24 protein-coding genes are annotated in these 26216 nt (G+C 57.5%); 11 read left to right on the top strand and 13 right to left on the bottom strand.

The annotated features are described in order from the left end of the window. The first annotated feature begins 98 nt into the window (after positions 1–98). Complete coding sequence (locus tag VQ575_RS06810) at positions 99–833, top strand: 4'-phosphopantetheinyl transferase family protein (RefSeq protein WP_325919344.1); 735 nt, start codon at positions 99–101, stop codon at positions 831–833. A gap of 19 nt (positions 834–852) precedes the next feature. Here the strand turns inward: VQ575_RS06810 and VQ575_RS06805 are convergent, their stop codons facing one another. Beyond that, on the bottom strand, positions 853–2463 hold the full coding sequence (locus VQ575_RS06805; protein ID WP_039591887.1) for an ATP-binding protein: 1611 nt from the start codon (positions 2461–2463) through the stop codon (positions 853–855). Further along, positions 2460–3182, bottom strand: coding sequence for a response regulator transcription factor (locus tag VQ575_RS06800; RefSeq protein WP_325919343.1), 723 nt, complete (start codon positions 3180–3182; stop codon positions 2460–2462). Before VQ575_RS06800 ends, VQ575_RS06805 begins: the two co-directional genes overlap by 4 nt. A 760-nt stretch (positions 3183–3942) precedes the next feature. On the opposite strand from VQ575_RS06800, the gene VQ575_RS06795 reads away from it, so the two are divergent. Together VQ575_RS06795 and VQ575_RS06790 are read left to right on the top strand one after the other, a co-directional pair. Next, positions 3943–6834, top strand: coding sequence for a ribonucleoside-diphosphate reductase subunit alpha (locus tag VQ575_RS06795; protein ID WP_325919342.1), 2892 nt, complete (start codon positions 3943–3945; stop codon positions 6832–6834). Positions 6835–6937: 103 nt separating this feature from the next. Further along, positions 6938–7669, top strand: a complete 732-nt coding sequence (locus VQ575_RS06790; protein WP_198725489.1) for a hypothetical protein — start codon at positions 6938–6940, stop codon at positions 7667–7669. A gap of 143 nt (positions 7670–7812) precedes the next feature. Here the strand turns inward: VQ575_RS06790 and flgE are convergent, their stop codons facing one another. From flgE to VQ575_RS06760, 6 genes are all read right to left on the bottom strand, one after another. Beyond that, the gene (flgE, locus tag VQ575_RS06785; RefSeq protein ID WP_039591884.1) at positions 7813–9111 is read right to left on the bottom strand and encodes a flagellar hook protein FlgE; all 1299 of its coding nucleotides are present in this window, start codon (positions 9109–9111) and stop codon (positions 7813–7815) included. A 28-nt stretch (positions 9112–9139) separates the two neighbouring features. After that, complete coding sequence (gene flgD / locus VQ575_RS06780) at positions 9140–9862, bottom strand: flagellar hook assembly protein FlgD (protein ID WP_039591883.1); 723 nt, start codon at positions 9860–9862, stop codon at positions 9140–9142. A 15-nt stretch (positions 9863–9877) separates the two neighbouring features. Next, the gene (gene flgC, locus VQ575_RS06775) at positions 9878–10321 is read right to left on the bottom strand and encodes a flagellar basal body rod protein FlgC (protein WP_039591882.1); all 444 of its coding nucleotides are present in this window, start codon (positions 10319–10321) and stop codon (positions 9878–9880) included. Positions 10322–10324: 3 nt separating this feature from the next. Beyond that, positions 10325–10732, bottom strand: coding sequence for a flagellar basal body rod protein FlgB (gene flgB / locus VQ575_RS06770; protein WP_039591881.1), 408 nt, complete (start codon positions 10730–10732; stop codon positions 10325–10327). A 249-nt stretch (positions 10733–10981) separates the two neighbouring features. Beyond that, on the bottom strand, positions 10982–11809 hold the full coding sequence (gene cheR / locus VQ575_RS06765) for a protein-glutamate O-methyltransferase CheR (RefSeq protein ID WP_039591880.1): 828 nt from the start codon (positions 11807–11809) through the stop codon (positions 10982–10984). 54 nt (positions 11810–11863) lie between these two features. After that, positions 11864–12790 (bottom strand): chemotaxis protein CheV, encoded by a 927-nt coding sequence (locus VQ575_RS06760; protein ID WP_039591879.1) that lies wholly within the window; start codon positions 12788–12790, stop codon positions 11864–11866. Positions 12791–12867: 77 nt separating this feature from the next. Between VQ575_RS06760 and flgA the strand changes: the two genes are divergently transcribed. From flgA to VQ575_RS06740, 4 genes are all read left to right on the top strand, one after another. After that, on the top strand, positions 12868–13632 hold the full coding sequence (gene flgA, locus VQ575_RS06755) for a flagellar basal body P-ring formation chaperone FlgA (RefSeq protein WP_039591878.1): 765 nt from the start codon (positions 12868–12870) through the stop codon (positions 13630–13632). 170 nt (positions 13633–13802) lie between these two features. Continuing rightward, complete coding sequence (flgM, locus tag VQ575_RS06750; RefSeq protein WP_039591877.1) at positions 13803–14117, top strand: flagellar biosynthesis anti-sigma factor FlgM; 315 nt, start codon at positions 13803–13805, stop codon at positions 14115–14117. A gap of 48 nt (positions 14118–14165) precedes the next feature. Next, positions 14166–14633: a flagella synthesis protein FlgN gene (locus VQ575_RS06745; RefSeq protein WP_039591876.1), complete on the top strand. Its 468-nt coding sequence runs from the start codon at positions 14166–14168 to the stop codon at positions 14631–14633. A 92-nt stretch (positions 14634–14725) separates the two neighbouring features. Continuing rightward, the gene (locus tag VQ575_RS06740; protein WP_039591875.1) at positions 14726–15472 is read left to right on the top strand and encodes a flagellar brake protein; all 747 of its coding nucleotides are present in this window, start codon (positions 14726–14728) and stop codon (positions 15470–15472) included. 67 nt (positions 15473–15539) lie between these two features. On the opposite strand, the gene VQ575_RS06735 is transcribed toward VQ575_RS06740, so the two are convergent. From VQ575_RS06735 to VQ575_RS06720, 4 genes are all read right to left on the bottom strand, one after another. After that, on the bottom strand, positions 15540–16901 hold the full coding sequence (locus VQ575_RS06735) for an MFS transporter (RefSeq protein WP_045156695.1): 1362 nt from the start codon (positions 16899–16901) through the stop codon (positions 15540–15542). Between the two features lie 70 nt (positions 16902–16971). After that, entirely contained in the window at positions 16972–18213 is a 1242-nt protein-coding gene (locus VQ575_RS06730; RefSeq protein ID WP_198725496.1) for a glutamine synthetase family protein, read from the bottom strand. 240 nt (positions 18214–18453) lie between these two features. Continuing rightward, positions 18454–19146: a sensor histidine kinase gene (locus VQ575_RS06725; RefSeq protein ID WP_039591872.1), complete on the bottom strand. Its 693-nt coding sequence runs from the start codon at positions 19144–19146 to the stop codon at positions 18454–18456. Then, positions 19139–20746: a tetratricopeptide repeat-containing response regulator gene (locus VQ575_RS06720; RefSeq protein WP_039591871.1), complete on the bottom strand. Its 1608-nt coding sequence runs from the start codon at positions 20744–20746 to the stop codon at positions 19139–19141. Before VQ575_RS06720 ends, VQ575_RS06725 begins: the two co-directional genes overlap by 8 nt. 455 nt (positions 20747–21201) lie before the next feature. Here VQ575_RS06720 and VQ575_RS06715 point away from each other — a divergent pair, with 455 nt between their 5' ends. Together VQ575_RS06715 and VQ575_RS27165 are read left to right on the top strand one after the other, a co-directional pair. Continuing rightward, positions 21202–22629 carry a tyrosine-type recombinase/integrase gene (locus tag VQ575_RS06715; RefSeq protein ID WP_325919341.1) on the top strand — a complete coding sequence of 476 codons (1428 nt, stop codon included), beginning with the start codon at positions 21202–21204 and terminating at the stop codon, positions 22627–22629. Positions 22630–22731: 102 nt separating this feature from the next. Continuing rightward, positions 22732–22914 (top strand): helix-turn-helix transcriptional regulator, encoded by a 183-nt coding sequence (locus tag VQ575_RS27165; protein WP_223474735.1) that lies wholly within the window; start codon positions 22732–22734, stop codon positions 22912–22914. Positions 22915–23013: 99 nt separating this feature from the next. On the opposite strand, the gene VQ575_RS06710 is transcribed toward VQ575_RS27165, so the two are convergent. Next, the gene (locus tag VQ575_RS06710; protein ID WP_325919340.1) at positions 23014–23505 is read right to left on the bottom strand and encodes a hypothetical protein; all 492 of its coding nucleotides are present in this window, start codon (positions 23503–23505) and stop codon (positions 23014–23016) included. A gap of 825 nt (positions 23506–24330) precedes the next feature. Between VQ575_RS06710 and VQ575_RS06705 the strand changes: the two genes are divergently transcribed. Together VQ575_RS06705 and VQ575_RS06700 are read left to right on the top strand one after the other, a co-directional pair. Further along, complete coding sequence (locus tag VQ575_RS06705; RefSeq protein ID WP_325919338.1) at positions 24331–24690, top strand: hypothetical protein; 360 nt, start codon at positions 24331–24333, stop codon at positions 24688–24690. A gap of 19 nt (positions 24691–24709) precedes the next feature. Beyond that, positions 24710–26125, top strand: a complete 1416-nt coding sequence (locus tag VQ575_RS06700; protein WP_325919336.1) for a relaxase/mobilization nuclease domain-containing protein — start codon at positions 24710–24712, stop codon at positions 26123–26125. Positions 26126–26216 lie beyond the last annotated feature (91 nt).

Here is a 26216-nt window from a genome sequence, read left to right as displayed (position 1 = left end):
GAGGGACCTTGCTCCCTCGCCACAAAAACCAACCGCTCTTTTATTCACCAGGCTAGGCCCACTACCCAGCCTCCAGCCAACCCGGCAAAATGCGCGGCATGAACCCGATCCCCGCCCTGCCCGCCTGCTGCTCGCCTCTGGACAATCATTGGCTGCTGCCCGACGCCCTGTCCGATACAGTGCTGCTCAGTACTCGCTTCGATCCGCTGCTGCTCGTCGCGACTGATTTCCCGGACAGCGCCATCGAACCGCCGGCGAGCATCCAACGCTCGGTCGCCAAGCGCCAGGCGGAATTCCTCGCCGGGCGAATCTGCGCCCGGGCGGCCTTGCATCGGCTTGACGGCATGGCGTGTGTTCCCGCCATCGGCGAGGACCGCGCCCCGGTGTGGCCTGCTCATGTCAGCGGTTCGATCACCCACAGTACCGGCCGGGCGGCGGCCATCGTTGCGCAAAAAAGACGCTGGCAAGGGCTGGGCATGGACCTGGAAAACCTGCTCGACCCCGAGCGCGCCGAGCGACTGGTGGGTGAGATCCTCACTCCCGCTGAACTGCTACGCATGGCGACGGTTGCGCGCGACGACCGGGCGCTGCTGGTAACGTTGACCTTCTCAGTCAAGGAAAGCCTGTTCAAGGCGCTGTACCCGATTGTCGGGCAGCGTTTCTATTTCGAGCATGCCGAAGTGCTGGAGTGGTCCCACGACGGGCAAGTGCGCCTGCGGCTCCTGACCGACCTGTCGCCCGAGTGGCGTCATGGCAGCGAGTTGCAAGGGCAGTTTGGGCTCAAGGATGGGCAGTTGCTGAGCCTGGTAGGGATCGAGGCCCGAGACGCGTAGATCTGGAGCGCCGCACCTTTCAAGACCGATCCTGATGCCTCGGCCAACTCAAGCTGAAACATGCCCCGCCCAGGCTTTTGCTTCTGTTGATCAGCGCGCGGCCATCGTGCCAGTGGATGATCCGCCGCACGATCGACAGCCCCAGTCCGTGGCCGCCCGACGCTCGCGCCCGGCTGTCGTCCAGGCGCAGGAACGGCTTGAATACCCGTTCCCACGCGGCCTCCGGCACACCCGGCCCGTCATCCTCGACATCGACCCGGCAGCGCAGTTGGCCGACCTGGTAACTCACGGTGACCCGGGATCTGGCATGGCGCATGGCATTGCCCACCAGATTCTGCAGGGCGCGATGCAGGAAACGCGGCTCGGCCTCGACCCAGGCGCCGTCGCAATCGGCGGCGGACAGGCACAGGCCACGCTCCACCGTGATCCCGGCGCGCAAAGGCCCCAATTCTTCTATGACCTGATTGACCAGCGCATCCAGATCCACCCGCTGGAAATTCAACGCCGGCGAGCCTTGCTCCAGGCGCGCATACGTCAGCATCTCGTCTACCAGGCGATCCAGATCTTCGATGTCGTGGTCCATGCCGGCCAGGTATTTATCGCGGGCCTCGGGCGTGCTGGCGCTGCCGAGCATTTCCAGGCCGAAGCGCAGGCGCGCCACCGGCGTGCGCAATTCGTGGGACACCGCGCGCACCAACTCCCGCTGGATCGCCAACAATTGCTGCAAGTGCTCGGCCATGCCATTGAACGCAGCGGCCAGGCGCCCCACCGAATCGGCGCCCCGGGCCGGCACGCGGGTTTCCAGGCTGCCCTGGGCGATCTGGGTGGCGGCTGATTCCAGGCCGCGCAAGCGTCGCTCCAACTGACGCACCAGCAAGTAGACGATCAAGCCGATCAGGCTCAAGCCCAGCGCCGCGATCAGCACCAGCCATTCGGGCGGATAAGGATTCATCTGGTACAACGGGCCGATCTCCAGGACCCACGGCGTGCCGACCATCCCGGCGAATACCCGGATCGAGTCGCCACCCTTGCCCAGCGCCATCACCGTGTCGCCCTCGGACACCCGCCGACGCTGGTCTTCATCCATGTCCGCCTGGTCGACGGTCATCAGGCGCAGGTCGAAACCGAAGCCCTTTTCCTGTTTGAGTTGCGCAAGCCGCTCGGGCTGCTCGGCCACGGGGTAGCGCACCAGCTCGTCGGCCAGCAAATAGATTGTCGCCCGGGCCAATTGCTCGCTGATCTGGCGAACTTCGCCTACCAACGTCAATTGCTCGCCATCGCTGACCAACCGATAGACCTTGGCCGCGTGGGGGCCGGTCTGCTCCACCAGGACCTGCCCGCGCAATACTCGGGTGCGCTGGCCCAGGTCGAGGTCGCCCTGGCTGAGCACCTGCAGTTCCAGCGGAATGCCCAGCAGGCGCGCCCACACCGCCAACGCTCGACGGCGCTCGGTGTCATTCATTGGCCGCAAATTATCGGCCATCAAGGAAAACGTCCCGTGGGCCAGGCGCTCGCGGTACTGCTCGGCGCGCGTCTGATTAAGCTGGTGCAGCGCCAGCACGCCAAGTACCGCGACCAACACCAGCGCCGCGCACATGCCGCCATAGATCCGCAGGAAGATCGAGTTCACGGAGCGGCGTCTACGCAAGCTTCAGGCACGAACAGGTAGCCTTTGCTGCGAATGGTCTTGATCAGTCGTGGATGGTCGGGGTCGTCGCCGATCTTGGGGCGGATGCGCGAGATGCGCACGTCGATGGAGCGATCCTGGCCGTCGTAGCCGATGCCGCGCAGGGCGGTGAAGATTTCTTCCCGGGACAGGATGCGCCCGGCATTGGACACCAGCAGCCACAACAGGTCGAATTCGGCGCTGGTCAGTTCGATACCGTTGCCCTGCAACCAGGCTTCACGCAAGGCGTCGTCCACCACCAGCGGGCCGAATTCCAGGCGCCGCGGTTTCTGCGGCACCGACGGTTCCGGCTCACTGCGCCGCAACAGGGCCTGGATGCGCGCCAGCAACAGGCGTGGGCGCACCGGCTTGCAGACGTAGTCATCGGCCCCAAGGTCCAGGCCTTGGATCTGGTCGGTGTCATCGGTACGCGCCGTCAGCATCAGGATCGGTCCGTTGAAGTGTTCGCGCACCTTGCGGCAAATGCTCAGGCCGTCTTCGCCAGGCAGCATCAGGTCGAGGATGACCAGGTCCGGCTGCTCGTCGATGATCCGTTGCGCCGCCACCGCGCCGTTGCCTTCGATGGCGACGTGCAGGCCATTGCTCTCCAAGTACTCGCGGGTCAGCTCGGCCAGACGCTGGTCATCCTCGACGATCAAAATCTGCCAGGCTTCTTGTTCCACGGGGGGCCTCGTCTTGCTGTGAATATAAAAGAAGGATCAGCACTATCCCGTGCCCGCTTGGAAATCTGCATCCTCCCGTTTTTTTGTCATCTTAAAGGAGGATAAACACGCCCACGCACCGGCCGATTGTATAAACGCGACCTGCGTAGAAAACAAGCGGACAAATGCGTTCGGTCGGGCTGGATTTGTGTGGTAACGTCCGCGCCCGCAAAAAACTCCGGGCTGTTTTCGAGTCGTCAAAATCGTTGAAAAAAGGCTCGCTCCAGCTAGGTCGCGGCCTACAGAGCAGTTCCACGTTTCGCACACAAATTACGCACAGGCTTATCCACAGGCAGCACGTTGATTCATGTCCAAAAACGCATTATCTTGTAGCCCGCCGCGTAAAAAACCCTACATGTAGGGTTTCAGGCCAAAAACCAAACACAAGTCGGATAGAGAATTCAAGCGCTTTTCTTGCCTCTGTCCTCCTGCAACACCGCAGTTTTCCAAGTCCAGAACCGCCCCTGCGGATGGCAACCGTTTCCCAGGTCGAAAACGACCGGAACGGTACGGGTGTTGCAGTCCTTTGCTGCCACCTTAGCAAACCCGGTCTAGAGCCCAGGCTCGCGACCCAAGAACTTCGGATGGACGCGACGCCACAGGCCCGCGTCCTACTGTCCCGAAGTTGTTATACCCGGCGCCAGTCGGTTGTAGTGCTTCAGGACGGAACGGTGGGCACCGTGATGGTGCCCAAATAAACATAGAGAACGTGGAGACACCCATGCACACCGACACAACTCGCGAGAACCCGCAGGGCACCGCGCCGCTGGCCGCCGATTCGAGCCCGGATCTGTCCGCCACCGCGCCGGGTCAACTGCGCGTGATCAAGCGTAACGGCACTGTCGTTCCCTACACCGATGACAAGATTACCGTCGCCATCACCAAAGCGTTCCTCGCAGTTGAGGGCGGCACCGCTGCCGCCTCGTCGCGAATCCACGACACCGTCGCCCGCCTGACCGAACAGGTCACCGCGACCTTCAAGCGTCGCATGCCGTCGGGCGGCACCATCCACATCGAAGAAATCCAGGACCAGGTCGAACTGGCCCTGATGCGTGCCGGCGAGCAGAAAGTAGCTCGCGACTACGTGATCTACCGTGACTCCCGCGCCAAGGAACGTGCTACCCGTTCCCCTGCCGACGCACCGGTCCAGGCCCACCCTTCGATCCGCATCGCACGCGCCGACGGCAGCCTGGCGCCGCTGGACATGGGCCGCCTGAACACCATCGTCACCGAGGCCTGCGAAGGCCTGGAAGAAGTCGATGGCGACCTGATCCAGCGCGAAACCCTGAAGAACCTCTATGACGGCGTCGCCCTGAAGGACGTCAACACCGCACTGGTGATGACCGCGCGGACCCTGGTGGAACGCGAGCCGAACTACTCGTTCGTGACCGCACGCCTGCTGATGGACACCCTGCGCGCCGAAGGCCTGAGCTTCCTGGAAGTCGCCGAGAGCGCGACCCACCACGAAATGGCCGACCTCTACGCCAAGGCCCTGCCGGCCTACGTCGCCAAGGGTATCGAGTACGAATTGCTGAACCCTGTCCTGGCCGAATTCGACCTGGAAAAACTCGGCAAGGCGATCAACCACGAGCGCGACCAGCAGTTCACCTACCTGGGCCTGCAAACCCTCTACGACCGTTACTTCATCCACAAGGATGGCGTGCGCTTCGAACTGCCGCAGATCTTCTTCATGCGCGTGGCCATGGGCCTGGCGATCGAAGAGAAACAGCGTGAAGACCGCGCGATCGAGTTCTACAACCTGTTGTCGTCCTTCGACTACATGGCCTCGACCCCAACCTTGTTCAACGCCGGCACCCTGCGTCCGCAGCTGTCGAGCTGCTACCTGACCACCGTTCCGGATGACCTGTCGGGCATCTACGGCGCGATCCACGACAACGCCATGCTGTCGAAATTCGCCGGTGGCCTGGGCAACGACTGGACCCCGGTTCGCGCATTGGGCTCGTACATCAAGGGCACCAACGGCAAATCCCAGGGCGTCGTGCCGTTCCTCAAAGTGGTCAACGACACCGCAGTCGCGGTCAACCAGGGCGGCAAGCGCAAGGGCGCGGTCTGCGCCTACCTGGAAACCTGGCACATGGACATCGAAGAGTTCATCGAGCTGCGCAAGAACACCGGTGATGACCGTCGTCGTACCCACGACATGAACACCGCCAACTGGATCCCCGACCTGTTCATGAAGCGCGTCTTCGATGACGGCAAGTGGACCCTGTTCTCGCCATCCGAAGTGCCGGACCTGCACGACCTGACCGGCAAGGCTTTCGAAGAGCGCTACGAGTACTACGAAGCCCTGACCGAGTACAACAAGATCAAGCTGTTCAAAGTCGTCCAGGCCAAAGACCTGTGGCGCAAGATGCTGTCGATGCTGTTCGAAACCGGCCACCCATGGCTGACCTTCAAGGACCCGTGCAACCTGCGCAGCCCGCAGCAGCACGTGGGCGTGGTCCACAGCTCGAACCTGTGCACCGAGATCACCCTGAACACCAACAAGGACGAGATCGCGGTCTGCAACCTGGGCTCGATCAACCTGCCGAACCACATCGTCGACGGCAAGCTGGACACCGCCAAGCTGCAACGCACCGTGAACACCGCTGTGCGCATGCTCGACAACGTGATCGACATCAACTACTACTCGGTGCCACAGGCGAAGAACTCCAACTTCAAGCACCGTCCGGTCGGCCTGGGCATCATGGGCTTCCAGGACGCCTTGTACCTGCAGCACATCCCGTACGGTTCCGATGCCGCGGTCGAGTTCGCCGACAAGTCCATGGAAGCGGTCAGCTACTACGCGATCCAGGCTTCCTGCGACCTGGCCGACGAGCGTGGCGCCTACGAGACGTTCCAGGGTTCGCTGTGGTCCCAAGGCATCCTGCCGCTGGACTCGCAACAGATCCTGATTGCCCAGCGCGGCGAGAAGTACATCGACGTCGACCTGAAGGAAACCCTGGACTGGGCACCGGTTCGCGCCCGTGTGCAGAAAGGCATCCGCAACTCGAACATCATGGCCATCGCACCGACCGCCACTATCGCCAACATCACCGGCGTGTCGCAGTCGATCGAACCGACCTACCAGAACCTGTACGTGAAATCGAACCTGTCGGGCGAATTCACCGTGATCAACCCGTACCTGGTTCGCGACCTCAAGGCCCGCGGCCTGTGGGACTCGGTCATGATCAACGACCTGAAGTACTACGACGGTTCGGTGCAGCAGATCGAGCGCATCCCGCAAGAACTCAAGGAGCTCTATGCCACCGCGTTCGAAGTGGACACCAAGTGGATTGTCGATGCCGCCAGCCGTCGCCAGAAGTGGATCGACCAGGCTCAGTCGCTGAACCTGTACATCGCCGGCGCCTCGGGCAAGAAGCTGGACGTGACCTACCGCATGGCTTGGTACCGTGGCCTGAAGACCACCTACTACCTCCGTGCCCTGGCCGCGACCAGCACCGAGAAGTCGACCGTCAACACCGGCAAGCTGAACGCGGTTTCCGCTGGCGGCAACCACGGTGACGACTCGGTCCTGGCTGCTCCAGCCGGACCGGCGCCAGTGCCAAAGGCCTGCGCCATCGACGAACCGGATTGCGAAGCTTGCCAATAAGCTGAGCGGGTGGGCGCTGCAAGGCGCCTGCTGAAGAAGCCCCCGATAGACCGCTGGTTTATCGGGGGTTTTTTTGTGCGTTATGGCCATCAGGAGAAAGCAGATGCCATTTGATTCGAAGGCTTACACCCTCGCGTATTACAGCAGAATAGAAAACCACGAATACCCCCGCCTCCAGGCTTGGGAGTTTCTCTGGGAATATATTTGGACCTTCGAAGGAAACTGGGGAGCCCTGACGTCTAAAAAGCAGATAGAGATGACAGCACTGCATCTGGGTTTCTATCTGGCGAACTGGGGAATGTACCGAGGTTCTTCAAGACTGCTGAAAAATAGCAATCTGGACCTAATGAAAGATCTAGCCAGAATATTATTCAAGGGTGACGGCCCCAAGCTTTTTGAGTTGACGCTTAAAGACTTCTCTCCTTCAGTTGACCAAAAACAGTTAAGGCGCAACCAGGCATTACTCGACTCTGTCGTGGCCTCGATAAAGGCCTTCGAAGGAGCAAAGGTATCCTGGACTGACACCTTGATTACTAAAATCTTATTAGGCGTATGGGGCGAGTACCCTGCGCTAGATAGATTTTTCAAAGCTGGTCGCGTCAATCTATATCCATATCGAGCTGACGTAGGAACAGTCAGTGGCAAAGGACTTACAGCGCTAGCCAAAATCATAGAAGAAATGAAGCTGGAATTTCCGACCCTGAAAACCAAAAAGGCACAGCTGCCGTACCCAACCGGCAGACTGTTTGACATGGCTCTTTTTGAGCACGGTTTCGATATTGAAGAGAAAAAAGCACGCGAAAGAGGAAAGTCTCTTTCTACTGCGGATGATTGACCTGCCGCGCAAATCCACTGAGTCCAGCGCGTACCATTAAAGCCGATAGTCATCCTTTTCAAGCGGAAAATGAGAATCATGGCCGCACAAAAAAGCCCCTCTCGCGAGGGGCTCCTTGTGCAGCCTTCAAACAGCCATCGGCATCAAGCCATCTGAATGATGGTCTGCATGATGGTGCTCTGGGTGGAGATGGTCTTGGCGTTTGCCTGGTAGTTGCTTTGCGCCTTGATCAACTCGACCAGTTCGTTGGTCAGGTTGACGTTGGACTCTTCCAGGGAGTTGGAGACGATCGAACCCAGGGTGCCGGTTTGTGGCGCGTCGTAGCCTGGAATACCCGAAGCGAAGGTTTCTTTCCAGCTGGTGCCGCCTACTGGCTGCAGACCCTGCTCGTTGGTGAAGCTGGCGAGGGCGAGCTGGCCGATCGGCTTGGTCTGGTTGTTGCTGAAGTTGGCGAGCATCACACCGCTGCCATCAATGGTCAGGTTGGTGATCTGGCCAGTGGCGTAACCGTTCTGGGCCGGGATCGACCGCGCGGTGTCGGCGTTGAACTGAGTGGTGTTGCCCATGGAGATTGTGATGCTCGGCGCGCTGGCCGCGCCGTTGGCGGTCCATGTGCCGTTGGTCACGGTGCCCGGAACCCAGCCGGTCAGTACCAAATCACTGCTGGTACCCGCTGGAGGAGTGGTGACCGAGGTCAACCTGCCGCTCGAATCGAAGTTCATGGTCGAAGGAACAGGCGCGGTCGCACCGGTCGTGGTCGGCAAGCTGCCATCGAGGTTACGACCATCGATCAAGGTATAGACGTTCCAGGTGTTGCCGGCCGTCTTGACCATGTACTGGTCCATGGAATGCTGGTTACCCTGGGTGTCGTAGATCGGAGTGGTGAACTGCTTGGTGAAAGTAGCGGTATCGGCCGGGTTGAACGCGGCGGTAATCGGCGTTGCCGTCGAGTTCAGGTTGATGGTCGACGAAACCAGGCTGGTGGCTTGTGGCGGCAGGTTCGAGGTATCGATGCGCAGATCGGTCAGGATGCCGTTCTGGATCTTGCCGTTGGCATCCACGCCATAGCCCTGCAGACGTGCAGTGCCGTCACTGTTGGTGACGTAGCCTTCCTTGTCGGTCTTGAACGTACCGGCACGGGTGTAGCTCAGGGAACCGTCGTTGCTCAGGACAAAGAAGCCCTGGCCCTGGATGCCCATGTCCAGCACGTTGCCGGTGTTGTTCACGTCACCCTGGCCGAATTGCTGGGAAACGTTGGCCAGGCGCACGCCGTTGCCGACGGTCTTGCTGCCCGAACCCAGCTTGGTGGCCGAGTAGACGTCTTCGAATTCCGCGCGGGACGATTTGAAACCGGTGGTCGCCACGTTGGCGATGTTGTTGCCGGTCACGTCCAGCTGTTTGTTGGCTGCATAGAGACCGCTAAGGCCGATGTTGAAAGACATGTTGACTCCTTTTGCCGGTTAGTCGGCTCTACATACCAATAGTTTGTACTTTGGACAGGGCAATGCTGCCCAGCCCGGCCAGGTTGAGCATGAGCTCACCGCCCGTCTGGCTGATCGTCACGCTGCTGACCGTGGCCGGCAGGTTGGTGATCAGCGATGTGGCCTGGCCATCGATGGTGGTCGAGGCCGCGAAGGTGTACGTGCCCGACTCGACGGTCGTGCCCGCATCGTTCTTGCCATCCCAGATGAAGGCGGAGTTGCCAGATTTCTGGCTGCCCAGGTCGATGGTGCGGACGGTCTTGCCATCCTTGTCCATGATCTTGACGGTAAGGGAGGACACCGCTGCCGGAACCACCACGGTGCCGTTGAGGCTCTTGGAAGTATCGACCACGGCCTTGTCACCCGGAGCGATCACCGAACGCCCGACCAGGGACGAAGCTTGCAACGCCTGGGACGAGTTGTAGTTGCCGGCGATGCCGCTGACGGTATCGTTGAGCGTGGTGATGCCTTCCAGGCTGCTGAACTGCGCCAACTGGGCAACGAACTCACCGTTGTCCTGGGGCTCCAGCGGGTTCTGATTCTTCAGTTGGGTAACGAGCAGTTGCAAAAACGCATCCTTGCCCAATTCCTGGTTGCCGCTCGCCGCATTGGTTGCCGCGCCCAGGCCATCGGCCTTGGTGTTGGTCTTGACCGAGGAATTGGCGAGAATCTCGTTGAGGCTCAAACCGCCGGTGGTGTTGGTGACGCTCATGTGACTCGCCCCTTATCACTGACCGAGGGTCAGGACCTTCTGCATCATGGTTTTGGCGGTGTTCATCATTTCGACGTTGGTCTGGAACGAACGACTGGCGGAAATCATGTCGGCCATTTCTTCGACGACGTTGACGTTCGGGTAATAGACATAACCCTTGGCGTCCGCGGCCGGATGGTTTGGCTCATAACGTGCTTCGAGGTTGCTCTGGTCTTCGACTACGCCCAGTACCTGTACGCCCTGCCCCGCCGCGTCCTGGTCCTGGAACAGCGAGTCGCTGCCGCCGGACTGGCCGCCCTGGAACATGGTGGCGAACACCGGGTGGCGGGCGCGATAGGTCTGGTCGATGCTCGACGAAACGGTCTCGGCGTTGGCAATGTTACTGGCGACGGTGTTCAGGCGAGTGGTCTGGGCACTCATGGCACTGCCGGCGATGTTGAAAACGCTCGCGATCGACATGGCTTACTCTCCACGCAGGGCCGATACCAGCCCTTTGAATTTACTGTTGAGCAGGGTGAAGCTGGCCTGGAAGTTCACGGAGTTTTCCGCGTAGTTGGACTGTTCCAGTTGAGCGTCCACGGTGTTCTGGTCGATCGACGGCTGCATCGGCGTGCGATACATCAAGGATTCGTCGCCGCTGCCCACGCCCTCGGCTTCGATATGACGGCTGTTGGTCATGTTCAAGGCGAAGTGGCCGTTCTTGGTTTTCTCGTTCTGCTCGGCGAGCACCTTGGAAAAATCCAGGTCACGGGCCTTGTAGTTCGGGGTGTCGGCGTTGGCGATGTTGTTGGCCAGGACTTCGGCACGCTGGGCGCGGAAGCTCAGGGCCTGTTCGTGGATACCGAGCGCTTTATCGAAGCTGATGCTCATGTCGGAAACCTTTGGGTGACCAGAATGTACGTACGAAGGCTTTAGCAAGCGTCGTGCCACTTTCAAAAGCCCCGTAAACCGGGGCTTTGCGGGGATCGGCAAAGCGGCAATGCCAGAAAAGCGGCAATCGGCTTCCGCTGGCTGCCGCTTTTCTGCCGCTTCTCAGGCGCGATAAGATCCAAACTGTGGACGGTGCTGTAAAAAAAACGGGAGCCCCTTGGGACTCCCGTTTTTTACAACCCAAGCCAATCACTTGGCCTGGTAGATGATTCCCGGGCTGCACTGGACCATCTGGTAATGATCCGGCAAGCCGTTCAGCGCTTCGGAAGCGCCGAGAAACAGATAGCCACCCGGCTTCAAGGTGCTGTGGATACGCAGCAGGATGTCCTTCTTCACCTCAGCGGAGAAGTAGATCAGTACGTTGCGGCAGAACACGATGTCGAACTTGCCCAGGCTGGCGTAGCTGTCCAGCAGGTTGAACGAGCGGAACTCCACCCGGCTCTTGATCGGCGCCTTGACCACCCATTTGCCCGGCCCCTTCGCGTCGAAATAACGCTGCAGGCGATCGGGTGACAGGCCACGGCCGATGGCCAGGCTGTCGTACTCGCCGGTCTTGCAGTTATTGAGCATGGTCCCGGACAGGTCGGTGGCGACGATCTGCACGCCACCTTTCAACTGGCCGATGTTGGTCCGCTCGAATTCGTCGATGGACATCGACAGCGAATAAGGCTCCTGCCCCGACGAACAGGCCGCCGACCAGATCCGCAGGCGCTGGCCCGGACTGGCCTTGATCGCCGCCGGCAACACCTTGTTCTTCAATACTTCGAAGGGATAGGTGTCGCGAAACCACAAGGTTTCGTTGGTGGTCATGGCGTCCACGACCATTTCGCGCAAGCCACTGCGCGGCTGGGCCTGGATACGCTGGACCAGTTCGCCCAATGACTTGATGCCCTGTTGTTCCATCAATTTATTGAGACGGCTCGACACCAGGTACTGCTTGTTTTCACCAAGCAAGATGCCACAGGCTTTTTCCAGGAAGACCCGGAACTGTTCGAAATCCAAATTACCCGTAGACAAGATACCGCCTCTTTTCACTGTGTTGACTTGCCGGGCGCACAACGCGCCCGACCTTTAGCCTGCTGTCTTGATTCGTTCGACGACCCGGGAAGCCAGGTCGTCGGGCCGGAACTTGGCCAGGAAATCGTCGGCACCGACTTTCTTCACCATCGCCTGGTTGAACACCCCGGACAACGAAGTATGCAAGATGATGTGCAGCTTTTGCATGCGTGGGTCGCTGCGGATCTCCGATGTCAGCGTATACCCGTCCATCTCCGGCATCTCGATGTCGGAGATCATCATCAAGAACTCCTCTTCCGGTTTCTTGCCCTCGTCGACCAGGTTGCGCAGGTAATCCAGCGCTTGCCTTCCGTCATTCAGGGCGATCACCTCGACGCCGACCGTTTGCAGACAACGCGTGACCTGCTTGCGTGCCACCGAAGAATCGTCGACGGTCAGCACCCGCAAGGACACTGCCTTGTGCTGGGTCTCGGCATCTATCACGCCAACGGAGATGGTCTCCGGGGTCGGCGCCACTTCGGCGAGGATTTTCTCCACGTCGATGATTTCCACCAATTGGTTATCGACCCGGGTCACCGCCGTCAGGTAGTGATCGCGGCCGGTCCCCTTGGGTGGTGGATGGATCTCTTCCCAGTTCATGTTGACGATGCGCTCCACCGACCGCACCAGGAACCCCTGGGTCTTGGTGTTGTACTCGGTGATGATCACAAACGGATTGCTCTGGTCGAGCAACCGGCCGGAACCGGTCGCCATCGCCAGGTCGAGAATCGGGATGGTCGCTCCCCGGATATTCGCCACACCGCACACGACGGGACTGGATTTGGGCATCAGGGTCAGCTTGGGGCATTGCAGCACTTCGCGGACCTTGAACACGTTAATTCCATACAACTGTTGGCCATCGAGACGGAACAACAACAGCTCCAGGCGATTCTGACCGACCAGCTGTGTGCGCTGGTTTACCGAATCCATCACTCCCGCCATGCCCTGACTCCTACTCACGCTAATGTATCCGTCGCGCATTCATCACTAAACGGCACGGGGCTTGCTATTGAACCGGCATGAACGCACAAACGACATTTTCTCGACGCCTGACCACTCACTGCCGCCACTGGCTCGGTGCACTGCTGGCTGCCTGCCTGCTCGCGTCGGGCGGTCCTGCCCTTGGTGCTGCTGCGGTAACCTTGCCTGATCTCCTTATCGGCGTCACTCAGGGCTTTCTTGAGTTCACCGTAGAAGACTACCTGGCAACCAGTCAAACCGAAGGTCGCTACGAGATCGAAGTCAACCAGCTCGACCCGCGCCTGCGCATGCCGATGTGCGACAGGGAATTGACTGCCTCGCTGGAGAGCCCGGCCCGGCCGCTGGGCCGCGTCACGGTAAGGGTTCGTTGCGACAGCGCAGCGCCCTGGACCGTGTTCGTGCCTGCTCAAGTGCGCCTGTATCGGGAAATTGTCACCACCACCCGTCCGCTCAAGCGTGCCGGGATTGTCGAGCCGCAGGACGTGGTCTTGCGTGAACGCGACGTCAGCCAGATCAGCCAGGGCTTCCTGACCTCAGTAGATGAGGCCATTGGTCAGAAACTTGTCCGACCAATGGTCGCCGACCAAGTGATCACCCAGGTGCATCTGGAACAGGCCGAAGTGGTTCGCAAGGGCGATCAGGTGGTCATTACCGCTCGCAGCGGAACCCTGGCCGTGCGGATGCCCGGCGAGGCCTTGGCCAACGGCGGCATGCGTGAACAGATTCGGGTAAAGAACCTCAACTCCCAGCGAGTCATCAAGGCCCAGGTGATAGCGCCTGGCCAGGTAGAAGTGGCTATGTAAGAGGCCGCAAGGAGGGTAGACAGGCTGGCGCTTGACCTCGGTGTTCCCTAGACTGTGCCTTGTACAAGGCAAGCGCAGACGTGCGCTCGTTCATTTGAAAATGAGCCTAAAGTTTTTTTGGGGATGGCCGAAAACATGGCAAGCGTCCAAATACCCAGAGGTTTTTTACCATGGTCATCGATTTCAATCGTTTAAACAGCTCCTCGCCCGTGACAGGCACAACGCGCACCAGCGCCAGCAAGGAAACCGTCGAAACCGACAAATCCAAGCCAGCCGACCAGGCCGCCACTGTCAAGAACGGGGAGTCGGTACACCTCAGCAATGAGGCTCAACAGTTGCAGAAGGTCACTGACAAGCTGCGCGATCAACCTGTCGTCGACAACGCCCGCGTGGCCGCGTTGAAAGCAGCAATCGCCGATGGCAGCTACCAAGTCGACAGCAACCGTGTAGCCAGCAAGCTGCTCAACTTCGAAGCCCAGCGCTAGGCCCCCGCCTGCGCCAGGCTTTTGGACGCTCAAGACCCAAGGCCAGCCATGCACGACACTCATTTACTGCAATTGATCACCGACGACTTCGCTCCAGCGCAACAATTGCTGGAGTTGTTGCAGACCGAAGCCCTGGCATTACACGGGCGGGACATGCCGCTGCTGGAAAATATCCTGGCGCAGAAACAGGCATTGATCATTTTGCTCGACCAGCATGGCCGCAAGCGCAGCGAAATTCTCGCCAGCCTCAACCTGCCCGCCGATAACAGTGGCCTCGAGCAATTGGCCAGCCAATCGCCGATCGGCGATCAGCTGTTGTCGCAAAGCGCGGTGCTCAACGACCTGCTCAACCAATGCCAGGCCGCCAACGCTCGAAACGGCCAGTCTATCCAGATGCAGCAGGCCGCCACCGCCAATCAGTTGCGCATTCTCAACGGCGGCGAAATCCCGACGCTCTATGACGCTCGCGGCTCGACCGCAAAAATGGTCAAGCACCGCCCGCTCAGCCAGGCATGAAGCGAACGATGCCGGCGCACTATCAACGCGCGATACATGCTGGCAAAATGCTGGCTCTTTGTAGTCGTATTTTGCCTGGAGATTGACCCACCGTGTTCAATGCCTCAAACGCGGATGATGCTCCGCAGCCGCCCAAGGTCCTCACCACCCCTCTGGAAATCTCCGGCAACCTGCGGATGCTGCAAGACAGCCATGACCCGCTGATCATCACCTTTCATGAGCGCAGCCAGCGGTTCCAGAGCTACCTGGTGGATGTCGATCGCGACAGCAACACCATCGCCCTGGACGAAATGATTCCTCGGGACGGTGAACGTTTCCTGCTAGCCGGCGAGCCGTTTCGCGTCGAGGGTTTCCATGACGGCGTGCGCATTGCGTGGGAAGGCAACGGCCCGCTGACCATCCAAGAGTCGAGCGACGGCCGCTGCTATCGCGGCGCCTTGCCTGAAGAAGTGGTTTACCACCAGCGTCGCAACGCCTTCCGGGCCGCATTGAAACTGGCGCAACTGGTGAACGTGGAATTGGGTGGTGACAAGCTCAAGTCTCCGGTCAACGGCAAACTGCTGGATATCTCCGCAACCGGCTGCAAGCTGCGCTTCGACGGCGACATCACCGAGCGGCTGCAACTGGGCCAGGTTTACGAACGCTTCATCGCCGCCCTGCCGTTCGGCAACATGACTGCACCGGTGGAGCTGCGCTACCTGCATTTCGAAGAGCGGATCAACACCACCTTCGCTGGCGTGCGCTTCCACAATATCAGCGGCCTGGTACAGCGCCAAGTCGAACGCTTCGTGTATCAATTGCAGCGTGAAGCCCGTCGGTTCGATAAAGACGATTTCTGATTTTCGCGCGCGCTACATAAAAAAACGGGCAATCCCTTGCAAGGATTGCCCGTTTTTTATGCCGGCCTCATGGCCTGGCCTGGGTGAAATCGGAGGGAGGCGGTTGGTCATCGGCGCCTTCGGTGACCGGCTCCAGCTCTGGCTCCGCCTCGACGTCCGGATCGGGCGACATCTGCATCTGCTCCTGCACCACCTGCTCGTCGACCCGCGGATCAAGGCACGCCACCAGCGGTGAGCTGGTCATGTTGTCCGGCATGGCCACATGGTGCAGAGGAGCGTCATCGACCTGGTGCAGATTGGTGACCGCTTTCGGCCGGATCCGCCACACCAGTACCAACGCAAACAAGGCGAAGAAGCCATAGAGCATCTGGCTGCCGAACAGCTTCATCAGCACACCCGCCACCAACGGGCCAATACTCGCGCCAACGCCGTAGGTCACCAGCAGCATCGCGGTGAGCGACACCCGGCGATCCCCTTCGACGTGGTCATTGGAAAACGCCACCGCCAATGGGTACAGGCAAAACTGCACCAGCGAACAGCAGAACCCCGCGACGAACAACACTTCCAGCGGCACCTTCGACAAAATGGCCAGCGGCAATGCACACACCACCAGGGCCAGTGCGAAGCATCGGATCAACAGGGCTCGATCATAACGATCCGACAGCCAGCCCAACGGCCATTGCACCAGCAGGCCGGCAAAGATGCAGCTGCCCATGAACAGGCCGACCTGCTCGGTGCTCAGGCCCTGCTGGGAGGCGTACAGCGGCGCCAGGCCGTAGAAAGAGCCAACGATCAGCCCGGAGCCCAACACCGTGGTCAGCGATTGCGGCACGCGCTTGATAAAGAAGCGCGGCTCCATGGGGGCCGGATGCAGCGGAGCCGGGTGGATCCGCCGGGTCAACGCCACTGGCACCAGGCACAGGGCGAAACACAAGGCCACCAACATCAGCAATTCCAGCCCCAGGGCCGGATGCATGACCAGGATCAGTTGGCCCAGCACCAGCCCCAGGTACGAAGCGATCATGTAGCCGCTGAACACCACCCCGCGCTGCTTGGCATCGGCCTGTTCGTTGAGCCAGCTTTCGATGACCATGTACTGGCACATCATGCCCAGGCCGACAATCATCCGCAGCACGATCCAGGCCGGCAGCCAGTCCACCAGGCCATGGCCCAAGACCGCCGCGCCGACAATCCCGGCACAAGCCGAATAGGCGCGAATATGCCCGACGCGCGCAATCAGCCGGTGGCCGATCTTGCCGCCCAGCACCAGGCCGAAATAGTTCGCGGCCATCAGCGCACCGACCCACAGGCTGTCCACGTTGTCGGCGGCCAGGCGCAGGGCCAGGTAAGTACTCAAGAGGCCCGAGCCGATGAGCATCATCAGCGAGGCGAAATAAAGCGCTCGAAAAGGTTTCCAGATTTGGCGCATCGGCGTTCCGAGCGGCTCCTTGAGGTGAGTAAGGGCTATCGTTCGAAGATAGCCCGAATGCGACGGTTCGTTATGCCTGGGCCGCCAAGACGCGCCGCTCCCAGGGCGTGATTTCGTCAAAGAAACTGGTCAGTTCCAGGGTCTTCGAGGCAATGTAGCCTTCGATGAACTCGGTACCGAACAGTTCCTTCGCCAAGTGGCTACGCTTGAGACGCTCAAGGGCTGCATGCAAGGTACATGGCAAGGACAGATTGTCCGGCACTTCGAATTCGCCCTGGATCGCCGCGTCTGGTTCCAGGCGATTTTCAATGCCATGGAGTCCCGCCGCCAGGCTGGCGGCAATCGCCAGGTAAGGATTGGCGTCGGCCCCCGGCAAACGATTCTCGACCCGCCTGGCCACCGGCGGACTCGCAGGAATGCGCAATCCGGCCGAACGATTGTCATGGGACCAGCAGGCATTGTTTGGCGAGGCAAATGGATGGCAGAGGCGGTGATAGGAGTTCACGTTCGGCGCGAACAACGCGGTGAAATCCGCCATGCAGGCCTGCTGCCCGCCAATGAAGTGCCGAAACGTTGCCGTCGGCTCGCCCGCCTCGTCGCTGAACACATTGCGACCACTGCCCAGCTCAATCACGCTCTGGTGAATGTGCATCGAACTGCCCGGCGTCCGCGCCAGCGGCTTGGCCATGCAGACCACCGTCAGGCCATGCTTGAGGGCCACTTCCTTGAGCAGGTGCTTGAACAGGAATGTCTGGTCAGCCAGTCGCAGAGCATCGCCGTGGAGCAGATTGATTTCGAACTGGCTGACGCCCATTTCATGCATGAATGTGTCGCGCGGCAAGCCCAAGGCTGCCATGCATTCATAAACTTCAGTGAAGTACGGACGCAGGCCGTTGTTGGAACTGATGCTGAACGCCGATTGGCCATCTTCGCGCCGACCGTCCAGGCCCACCGGCGGCAGGAATGGCTGGGCAGGATCCGGATTGGCGGCGAACACAAAGAACTCCAGCTCCGTCGCCACGACCGGCGCCAACCCGAGCGCGGCATACCGAGCGATCACGGCCTTGAGCTGGCCACGCGTCGACAAAGGCGAGCTTTCACCGCTGAGTTCGTCGGCATCGCAGATCGCCAAGGCGCGTGGCGGATGGCTCCACGGCAAGCGATGAATCTGCTGCGGATCGGGCACCAACGCCAGGTCGCCATCGTCACTGCCATAAAAGCGCGCTGGCGGATAACCGCCCATGATGCATTGCAGCAGCACACCCCGCGCCATCTGCAACCGCCGGCCTTCAAGAAAGCCCTCGGCGCTCATTACCTTGCCCCTGGGTACGCCATTCAAATCCGGCGTGACACATTCAATCTCATCAATGCCCGTCAATCGCTGTGCGAGTGAACACTGGCCATCGGTCGTCATGACGCAATCCTTGTTGTGTGCGAGCCGCGAACGGCAACCCGTACAAAATAGGCTCCGGCTGTTCGGAATATCAAGCATCCCGAGACAATAAACATCTGACATCGAACCCATAGGGTTCTGTACCGACCGAAGATTGGCTCAGGGTAGATAAAGCCTGAACACTCCACCGCCCAGCACACCGCCGTTGGCAATCTCGGTACGCCCGCTCAAGCCGCCGCGCTGGTGCAGCGCGGCGATCCTGGCGGCGAAATACAAGCCCAGCCCAGTGCTGCCACTGCTGTGGTTGATGCCTTGCACGTATTCGGCCTGACGCTCGATCATCTCGGCCGGATAGCCTTCGCCGTCGTCATTGATCGTCAGCACCAACTGCCCGGCCTCGTCGCTCACGCTGATCAACAACGCCTGGCGCCCGTGGCGAATGGCGTTGTTGATCATGTTGTCGAGCACCGAAGCAATCAGCTCGCGATCGAAGAAACCCAACGGGCTCAGCGGATCGACCTCATAGGTGGCCATGATCCCGCGACTGCGGAATACATCCTGATGACCGGCCAATTGCGCTTCAATGAAGTCATCCAGCTCGTGGTAGGCCGGATGCAGCGGCAGCTGATTGACACCCAGCTTGTACAACCCGAGCAACTGCACCAGCAGGCCATTGAGGTGGGCAAACTCGAACTCGATCACGCCCTGCTCCGAGGTCTGCCGCTCAGGCTCCGGCAAGCGCTCGAGCCATTGCGTGTGGGCCTGCATGAGCAAGGTCAGGGAGTTTTTCATGTCATGCACGGTAGACGCGATCACCGTGGAAAAATCGAGCGCCTGTTCGCTGTCATTCATCGCCAAATGCCTTGCTCCGCAGTTTCTGATAACGCGCATGACGCGCATCGGTGTCGGGCATCATGCCCACCAGTTTCAGGCAGGCGCGACACTCCTGCAGCAACTCCGATTCCACGCTGGTATCAGTGCCGTGCAGCAGGGATTGCGCCATATTCAGGGCAATACTGATGTTCTTCGGTTGCATCTTCAGGGCACGCCGGAACAGCTCCCGCGCCTCGGGCAATGCGCCGGTCTTGTAGACGCGCACGCCTTCGCGGTTCAGCTCGGCGGCGGCGTTGCCCTGGTTGAGGATATTCGGATCGTCGGTGAGCTTGGCGATGCCCTGCATCACGGCCGGATCATCACCGTAGATTTCCGCGCAGTTCTTGAGCATCGACTCGCCGGCACTGGTCTGGCCGAGCATCTGCAACTGCTTGGCCACCAGCAACGCTGCTTCGGCGCTCATGAATTGTTCCATGCCATCGAGACGCTGCAAGGCTTGCTCGGTGAGCTTCTCGGCGGTTTCGGCATCGTTGAGCAACAGGCTCGTTGCTTTCATCAGCCGCGCTCGAACCTGCAGGCCCGGATCGCTGGGGTTGTCCTTTGCAACCGCGCTGAGCGTGGTATTGATTTCGAGCCTAGTCCGGGTGTCGAGGCCCTTTTCGCTGCCCTTGCTGATCAAGGCATGGGCCAGGCCAAGGTTGCTTTCCGGATCCTTGAATCGCGATTGCGCGCCCTGCCCAACCGCCTGGCGATAGGCTTTGGACGCGGTCTCGTAATCCTCGTTGGTCATCGCCAACTTGCCCAACAGGGATTGCCGACGCACCGCCAACGGCGACAGGCGCACCGCTTCTTCCAATATGTTCTGGGCTTGCTTCGTGTCGCCCTCGGCCACCAGCACATCGGCCATGCCGTCATACAGGGCCGGCATCATCGGGAAGACTTTCAGGGCTTTTTCATAGACAGCCTTGGCTTCGCCGATCTGCCCGCGCTTGAACAGCAATTTTCCCAACCCCGCATAAGCCCATGGCAACGGGCGATCAGCGATGATGGAGTTGTACAACCGCTCAAGGGCCTCGTTCTGATTCAGGTCGCGCAGCGCATCGGCCCGATAACGCAGGCACAGCGGCCCGTAGCGCGGGTCCTGCTTGCACAGGGCGATGCAAGCATTGAGCACTTCCATCGGCTTGCCGCGATCGAGCGCCTGCAGGATCGGCTTGAGCAACGTCTTGCGCTGCTCCAGGCGCTCCAACCGCTGGGCCAGGCCGGAGCGATTGAATGGTTTGGTCAGGTACGCATCCGGCTCATGTTCCAGGGCACTGAGCACCATTGCCTGGCTGGTCTCGGCAGTCACCATGAGAAAGACGCTCTCATGGCTGATCAACTTCTCGACCATCAGGTCTTCCAGCACCTGCTGGCCGTTCTTGCGCCCGTCACCCAGGTGATAATCCTGCAAGATGAAGTCATAACGCTTTTGCGAGCACATGCGCAGTGCCACTTCACCGGTGTCGGCGGTGTCCACGTCCTTGACGCCCAACTCCCGCAACATCGACCGAACGGAGCTGCGGAAATCCGAGAAATCATCGACGATCAGAAAACTTTTTTGGTGGTACGCCAGCATCGAGGATGTCCAGGCAAATAAGAAAATGAACTCAATGGCAAAACAAACGAAACATCGCCTCCACGGCCGGCGAGGCGCGCAGATGATAGACACCCACGACGCATACCGCGAGCCGTTCCAGGACGCAGGGACGTCAGGAAAGGAGACTCATCGGGTTATCGGCCGCAAATGACGTTCCGTTAAGGAGATCGTAGGGGGGGTTGCAGGACTGCGGGATAATAAAATGGTGTCCCAGGGCAGGTTCGAACTGCCAACCTTCCCCTTAGGAGGGGGATGCTTATTATCGACAACCGAAGACAGATTTTGAGAAAACCTCCAGATACCCTTGCTAACCGGCTATTTCATAAGATTTTTTTAATACGATGAGCGACAGTCAAGGACAACGAAAGACGTTGAACGTCACCAGAAGTAGTTGCTAGAGTAGTAACCAGTAGTGACTACTTTTGGGTGTCTTGATGGCCGGAAACACACAAGACAAACGGGTAAACGATCAGCGCCTGCGGGGGCTTCGGGACGGCGGAACGCTGACTGAGAGTATGTCCGGTCGAGGGACTGGAAGCATCCTGTTCAAGAAAATCGGATCGGTCACGACCGCGTATTACCGCTGGAATCTCAACAAGAAACCTGGACAGCTCAGCATCGGTCAGTACAAGTCCACACCCTCGTCATCAGGAATGATGCTCTCTGAGATCAGAGAAAAGGCACGAGAGCTTGTAGACATACTGCTCAGCTACGGCTGCCCAAAAGACTACTTCACACGCCAGGATGCTGAAGCTCGATCTCAAGTCGAAGCGGAAGCTAAAGCTGCTGATGAGATGGCAAAGCTTGGATCGTTCAAAGATCTATTAGACAGCTACTCTGCTGATCTTGCCGCACGAGAGAGGGTGAAAGCGCCGCAGATCGCACGCATGTTCACTATGCACGTCATCGAGCCTTTTCCTGAGCTTGCTCGCAAGCCCGCACGTGAAATCACAGACGCAGACATCTTCGAGATTTTGAGTAGACTGAAATCAGCAAAACCTCGAAGTCGAGGGAAAGGCAACACGACACCCGCACCAGCGACAAGCATGCGCTCGACAACTGACACGCTTCATACGTATTTGAGCGCCGCATTCAAGAGAGCTAAGAAAACGAAGCGGAATCTTGAGCGACCGAACCCTGATGCAAAAAATTTCGGATTGACTCATAACCCTGCCGAAGATGTAGGTGCGCTAGAGAACGTGTACACCGGCGATACAGAGTCCCTCCAGCAGCCCGAACTGATGGAGCTTTTGCTGCACCTGGATATGCTGCCAGAGCATCAGCGGGCCATAGCCCTAGCACCGATCTACCTTGGTGGTCAGCGACTGAAAATGCTGCTCGATTTGCGCTGGGAGCATGTAGATGAGCAGGGTATGTTCGTTTTCGACAAGAAGGGCAACCGTACAGAGCCGCACCCGCATTTCCTGCCGTTCACCCCCCGAATACTTGAAATCATGGCTCCGCTTTTAGAAACACGGTTCAGCGATCTCGGCCCCTTCGCATTGTCCCAGAAGCTAGTTGGCACTTCGTACGCCAGTAAATTCTACAGCGGTGCCGGTACGACGCTGAGCGAAGCGGGTAAGACAAGGTACTTCAGCTGGAAAGAAGTGAGGGCAACTGCTGAGTCGGTCCTTGCTGGCCTGGGCGTAGCGAAAGAGACAAGGGCACATCTACTCTCTCACGGACGCACTGATGTGCAAGACAAGCACTATGACCGCAACGTGTATCTGCGAGAAAAAATCGATGCGCTGGAGGCCTGGTGTCAGTTTCTCGACAACGTGAAGAAAGGGGTTTTCCGCACTGACATTAAGATCGTGAGGCTGTCAGAGATCCGACCATCCCAACCAAAGCCCGCCAAATGAGCGGGTTGCCCTGCGCCAATCAGCTTGACAAAAAAGAAAACACTTGACCTAAACAGCAGAGATCATTATTATCTGATATATTATCTGGCCGTAGGAGGCAAAATGAATGCAGTGATTTCTGATCGTTTTTTGAGCATGAGTGACGTAGCAGCTATTCTCGGGGTATCCAAGAGGACCGTTGAGAGAATGGAAAAGCGAGGGACGCTTCCGGCGAAGGCAAAGCTGAGTCATAAGACAGTGGGATGGCGCTCTAGCAGAATTCAGGAGTTTTTAAGCACCCTGTAAATCAGGAGCATCTGATGATCAGTCGCGCATAGAAGGCACCTTTCCAGGTGCCTTTTGCCATATCCGCTAATTGCTAATACTTATTTTTACCTGGATCGGTCATGATCCCCCCTCCTCTTCCTTCAACTTGGCGTTGCCCCAGGCCAGAGCTTTTTTCGAATCGGCTTCTTTGATGTTCCAACCGCCAACGTTGCTGATCAATTGGCGTATGGGAGTCCAAGCCTTCCAAATTTCGTATGCTAATTGACGGTTCTCTGCACTCGTGCATTTTGGATCATCTTCGATCAGTACAGTGATGGATTCAGGTATTGCACTCATGAACTCGACTATTTTCGCACGAGTAAGATATTCCTTCTTCTTTACAGCTTTTTCTCTTTTGAGAAACGGGAACTCTCTGAAATACTTATCCAGCTTTGCGGTTGCTTCTGGAGCTGAGAATAGAGCCCTGACTTCGTGCTGCTTTTGAACAACCTGGTCGTAAGAAACAGTGATGAGCCTTTGCTTCTTCTCGCCATACTTCACCCTGTAAAAGCTTACACTCGTTGCTGCTTCTCTTATCCAGAGCCCGCCTTTTTCTTTACCAGCTTGCATGACCGCCTCTTCTTATTATTGTTATGGGCAAAATTAATTTACTGCGTAACTTTATTATAACATTAAAATAAGCATATATATCACGCAACGCCGCATGTGACAGAATTTCTTACAGCCTCTTGCTAAGTTGACCAGCTGGGGCTTGCTTGGAACAATTCCTGTACACATGTAGATAGGTGTAACGACTTTGTTCCTCAATACCTTGTGATAGCTGGTAGAAGTCGGCTTCTCGTGAACACCCTCTAGCTCATGTGGATACGCCCTGGGGGCGTAATCTGAAGGCGTCAGACTGACATTAGCTGGGTAGGGAGCTTCCAGAGACTACCCGCTGGCTAGATACAGCGGAGCTGGTATTAAACTATGTCACTCGCTGACGCATGCGACATATCACATGAGTAAAGCAGGCAGCATGTGACATATCACACGCTTGCAAATTCAACACGTGACATATCACGTAACAAGTGAAAAATGGATGTGATATATCACGCCATAAAAACAAACAGAATGTGACATATCACACAAAAATAAATCCATCGCGCGATACATCACAATAAACCAATAAAGTTACGTGACATATCACACCCCCATGACGTGACAGAAAAACCATCAAAACCAATGAATCAAATAAAGCAAGTCAATATTTAATGTTATAATTAATTTGTAAAAACAAAATCTAAGTAAGCAAGCTATGTTTCTCCCCCGCACCAAACCTCGTTCCTCGGTCTGGCACGGTATCGAAACGGGCTTGTGCTCAAACCCTTCGGGTTCTGCGCTTAGAATCAAAAATCAAAAAAACACCAATAAAAATAATAACAAGGTGAGTCAATGGAAAAGGTCAGAACCAAGGGCGGTCGCCCCAAAAAGGATAATCCTAGAACCATCATTTCCGAAGTGTATTTAACACCGGAAGAAGCTGCGGAACTCAGGGGAGCAGCCAAAAAGTTTGGTTACGCTTACCTCTCGCAATTTTTGAGGCTTACTGCTTTAGCACTTATTAAACAGAAGGGTATTGGTCTAGACGCAAAGTCAGCTGCCATTTCAGCTTATCTAAGTGCTCTAGCAAGCGATATAAATTCGTTGAATGATCTGTGCAGCCATCCAAGCATGCCGTCAGCCGCTTTTGTGCTCTCTGACTCTGCTCGGAGAAAAATAATAAAACTAAACGAAACAATCCAAAAACAATAAAAATAAATGGAGCATCAAAATGATAAGCAAAGGTAAAGAATTCTCTCCGACTTTTAGGAACCGAATTGTCTATGAGTTTGCGGCGCGAGTCCAAGATTTCGAGAAACGAAAGAATGTTGAATTTATCGGTGGAAATCTGATATCAAAAAATCCGTACTATGAAGTAATGGATGACGGAGAGAGAAAGGTCTTTGTGGATGTTGAGCCGATCATTCACGAATTTGAAAGCTATACCAGTCTTTATAAAGGTGAAAGCAAGAAACTCTGTGGTCACTACATTTTATCTTTATCGAAAGGTGAGACATTAATGACAGCAGAATGGACTGAAGCCGTTAGAAAGTACATGAGTGATCTTGGGTACGATGAGACGACAAAATACGTAGCCGTCATACATCGAGACACAGATTGTGAGCACGCTCATATTGTTAGCTCAAGAGTTAGACTGGTTGAAGCTGATCCCCTGAGTTCGCGTAGTGCTCTCGGAGCACACTTCGAGCTGGTGAGCGATAGAAACGACAGATTTAAAGGAATGGATGCCGTTAGGGAGATAGAACAACTATACGACTTGGCCGTTCCTCTCAGTGACGGGTGGACAAAAGAGCCGGGCAAAGGAGACCCAGAAAAGGATCAGGCCCATATTATTAGAGGGATTTCAAAAGCTATATTCAAAGCAAGCAACCGCCCGGTAAACATGTCACAGCTTGTTGATAGATTCGCAGAGCGCGGCATCCAAATTCGCGTGCGAGATAAGAGCGGTCTAGTAGAGGGGATCAGCTACAGGCTCGACCGGCAAGATGGTCGCTGGATCAGCGGTAGCACAATCATGTCCACGAAACTAACTTTTCAGTCTCTACAACGCAACGGTGTGAGCTACATCGCTTTCCGCGACAACGCAAAGCTAGGCCTGGGAATGCCAACAGCATCTCCAGATGCGCAGTCCGTACGAAATGATGGTGCGTTGTTCCGTGCATACGTGAAGATTAGCAAGCCGAATGAGCGTTTGAAATCCTACTTTAGTAAACACTCCAAGCGTACATATATGCACTACTCCAATGACCGCACTCAACTATTTATGGGTTTTAATTTCGGTATTTCATTCACCCAACGAAAGAAAACCCGTAGTGAGGTCGAGCTTGAGATCGAAAGAGAGCGCGTCGCTAAACTGCTTACAGAAATGTTCAAGCTTATTCAGGACATCATGGATACGCTATTTCGTGGGATGGCTGTGCATTTCGACCAGGAGGCCAATGTCGCAGACTATCCCCAGACAGCCTTGCGGCTAAATACGCCAGTCATTGTCGACTCTACCGGCCAGTTCGTTCTGGACGAGAATTGGGAAGAGAGCGTTATGGTGCAAACCAGAAATCAATTATCGAGCCTCGCTAAAATATGTCACGAAAGTGAAAGAGAGGCGGTCTTAGGGCTTAACGCCTAAGTCTATCCATGAAAAATCGGGGCAGATGGCGAGCCGTTTGCTTAATCTGTTGAAAACCTAAGGTCCAGTGAAGTAGAGGAGAGGATGTCCT

It is taken from the genome of Pseudomonas frederiksbergensis (assembly GCF_035751725.1).
Taxonomy (GTDB): Bacteria; Pseudomonadota; Gammaproteobacteria; order Pseudomonadales; family Pseudomonadaceae; genus Aquipseudomonas; species Aquipseudomonas frederiksbergensis_A.
This window is presented reverse-complemented; position numbering and strand designations above follow the sequence as displayed.

Coding starts and splice junctions, on each gene's coding strand:
- VQ575_RS06810 (WP_325919344.1), top strand. CDS start 99: ATGAACCCGATCCCCGCCCTGCCCGCCTGCTGCTCGCCTCTGGACAAT.
- VQ575_RS06745 (WP_039591876.1), top strand. CDS start 14,166: ATGCACGACACTCATTTACTGCAATTGATCACCGACGACTTCGCTCCA.
- VQ575_RS06715 (WP_325919341.1), top strand. CDS start 21,202: ATGGCCGGAAACACACAAGACAAACGGGTAAACGATCAGCGCCTGCGG.
- flgC (WP_039591882.1), bottom strand. CDS start 10,321: ATGTCGATCGCGAGCGTTTTCAACATCGCCGGCAGTGCCATGAGTGCC.
- flgA (WP_039591878.1), top strand. CDS start 12,868: ATGAACGCACAAACGACATTTTCTCGACGCCTGACCACTCACTGCCGC.
- VQ575_RS06760 (WP_039591879.1), bottom strand. CDS start 12,790: ATGGCGGGAGTGATGGATTCGGTAAACCAGCGCACACAGCTGGTCGGT.
- VQ575_RS06720 (WP_039591871.1), bottom strand. CDS start 20,746: ATGCTGGCGTACCACCAAAAAAGTTTTCTGATCGTCGATGATTTCTCG.
- VQ575_RS06705 (WP_325919338.1), top strand. CDS start 24,331: ATGGAAAAGGTCAGAACCAAGGGCGGTCGCCCCAAAAAGGATAATCCT.
- VQ575_RS06730 (WP_198725496.1), bottom strand. CDS start 18,213: ATGAGCGCCGAGGGCTTTCTTGAAGGCCGGCGGTTGCAGATGGCGCGG.
- flgE (WP_039591884.1), bottom strand. CDS start 9,111: ATGTCTTTCAACATCGGCCTTAGCGGTCTCTATGCAGCCAACAAACAG.
- flgD (WP_039591883.1), bottom strand. CDS start 9,862: ATGAGCGTCACCAACACCACCGGCGGTTTGAGCCTCAACGAGATTCTC.
- VQ575_RS06710 (WP_325919340.1), bottom strand. CDS start 23,505: ATGCAAGCTGGTAAAGAAAAAGGCGGGCTCTGGATAAGAGAAGCAGCA.
- flgM (WP_039591877.1), top strand. CDS start 13,803: ATGGTCATCGATTTCAATCGTTTAAACAGCTCCTCGCCCGTGACAGGC.
- VQ575_RS06790 (WP_198725489.1), top strand. CDS start 6,938: ATGCCATTTGATTCGAAGGCTTACACCCTCGCGTATTACAGCAGAATA.
- VQ575_RS27165 (WP_223474735.1), top strand. CDS start 22,732: ATGAATGCAGTGATTTCTGATCGTTTTTTGAGCATGAGTGACGTAGCA.
- flgB (WP_039591881.1), bottom strand. CDS start 10,732: ATGAGCATCAGCTTCGATAAAGCGCTCGGTATCCACGAACAGGCCCTG.
- VQ575_RS06700 (WP_325919336.1), top strand. CDS start 24,710: ATGATAAGCAAAGGTAAAGAATTCTCTCCGACTTTTAGGAACCGAATT.
- VQ575_RS06735 (WP_045156695.1), bottom strand. CDS start 16,901: ATGCGCCAAATCTGGAAACCTTTTCGAGCGCTTTATTTCGCCTCGCTG.
- VQ575_RS06795 (WP_325919342.1), top strand. CDS start 3,943: ATGCACACCGACACAACTCGCGAGAACCCGCAGGGCACCGCGCCGCTG.
- VQ575_RS06725 (WP_039591872.1), bottom strand. CDS start 19,146: ATGAATGACAGCGAACAGGCGCTCGATTTTTCCACGGTGATCGCGTCT.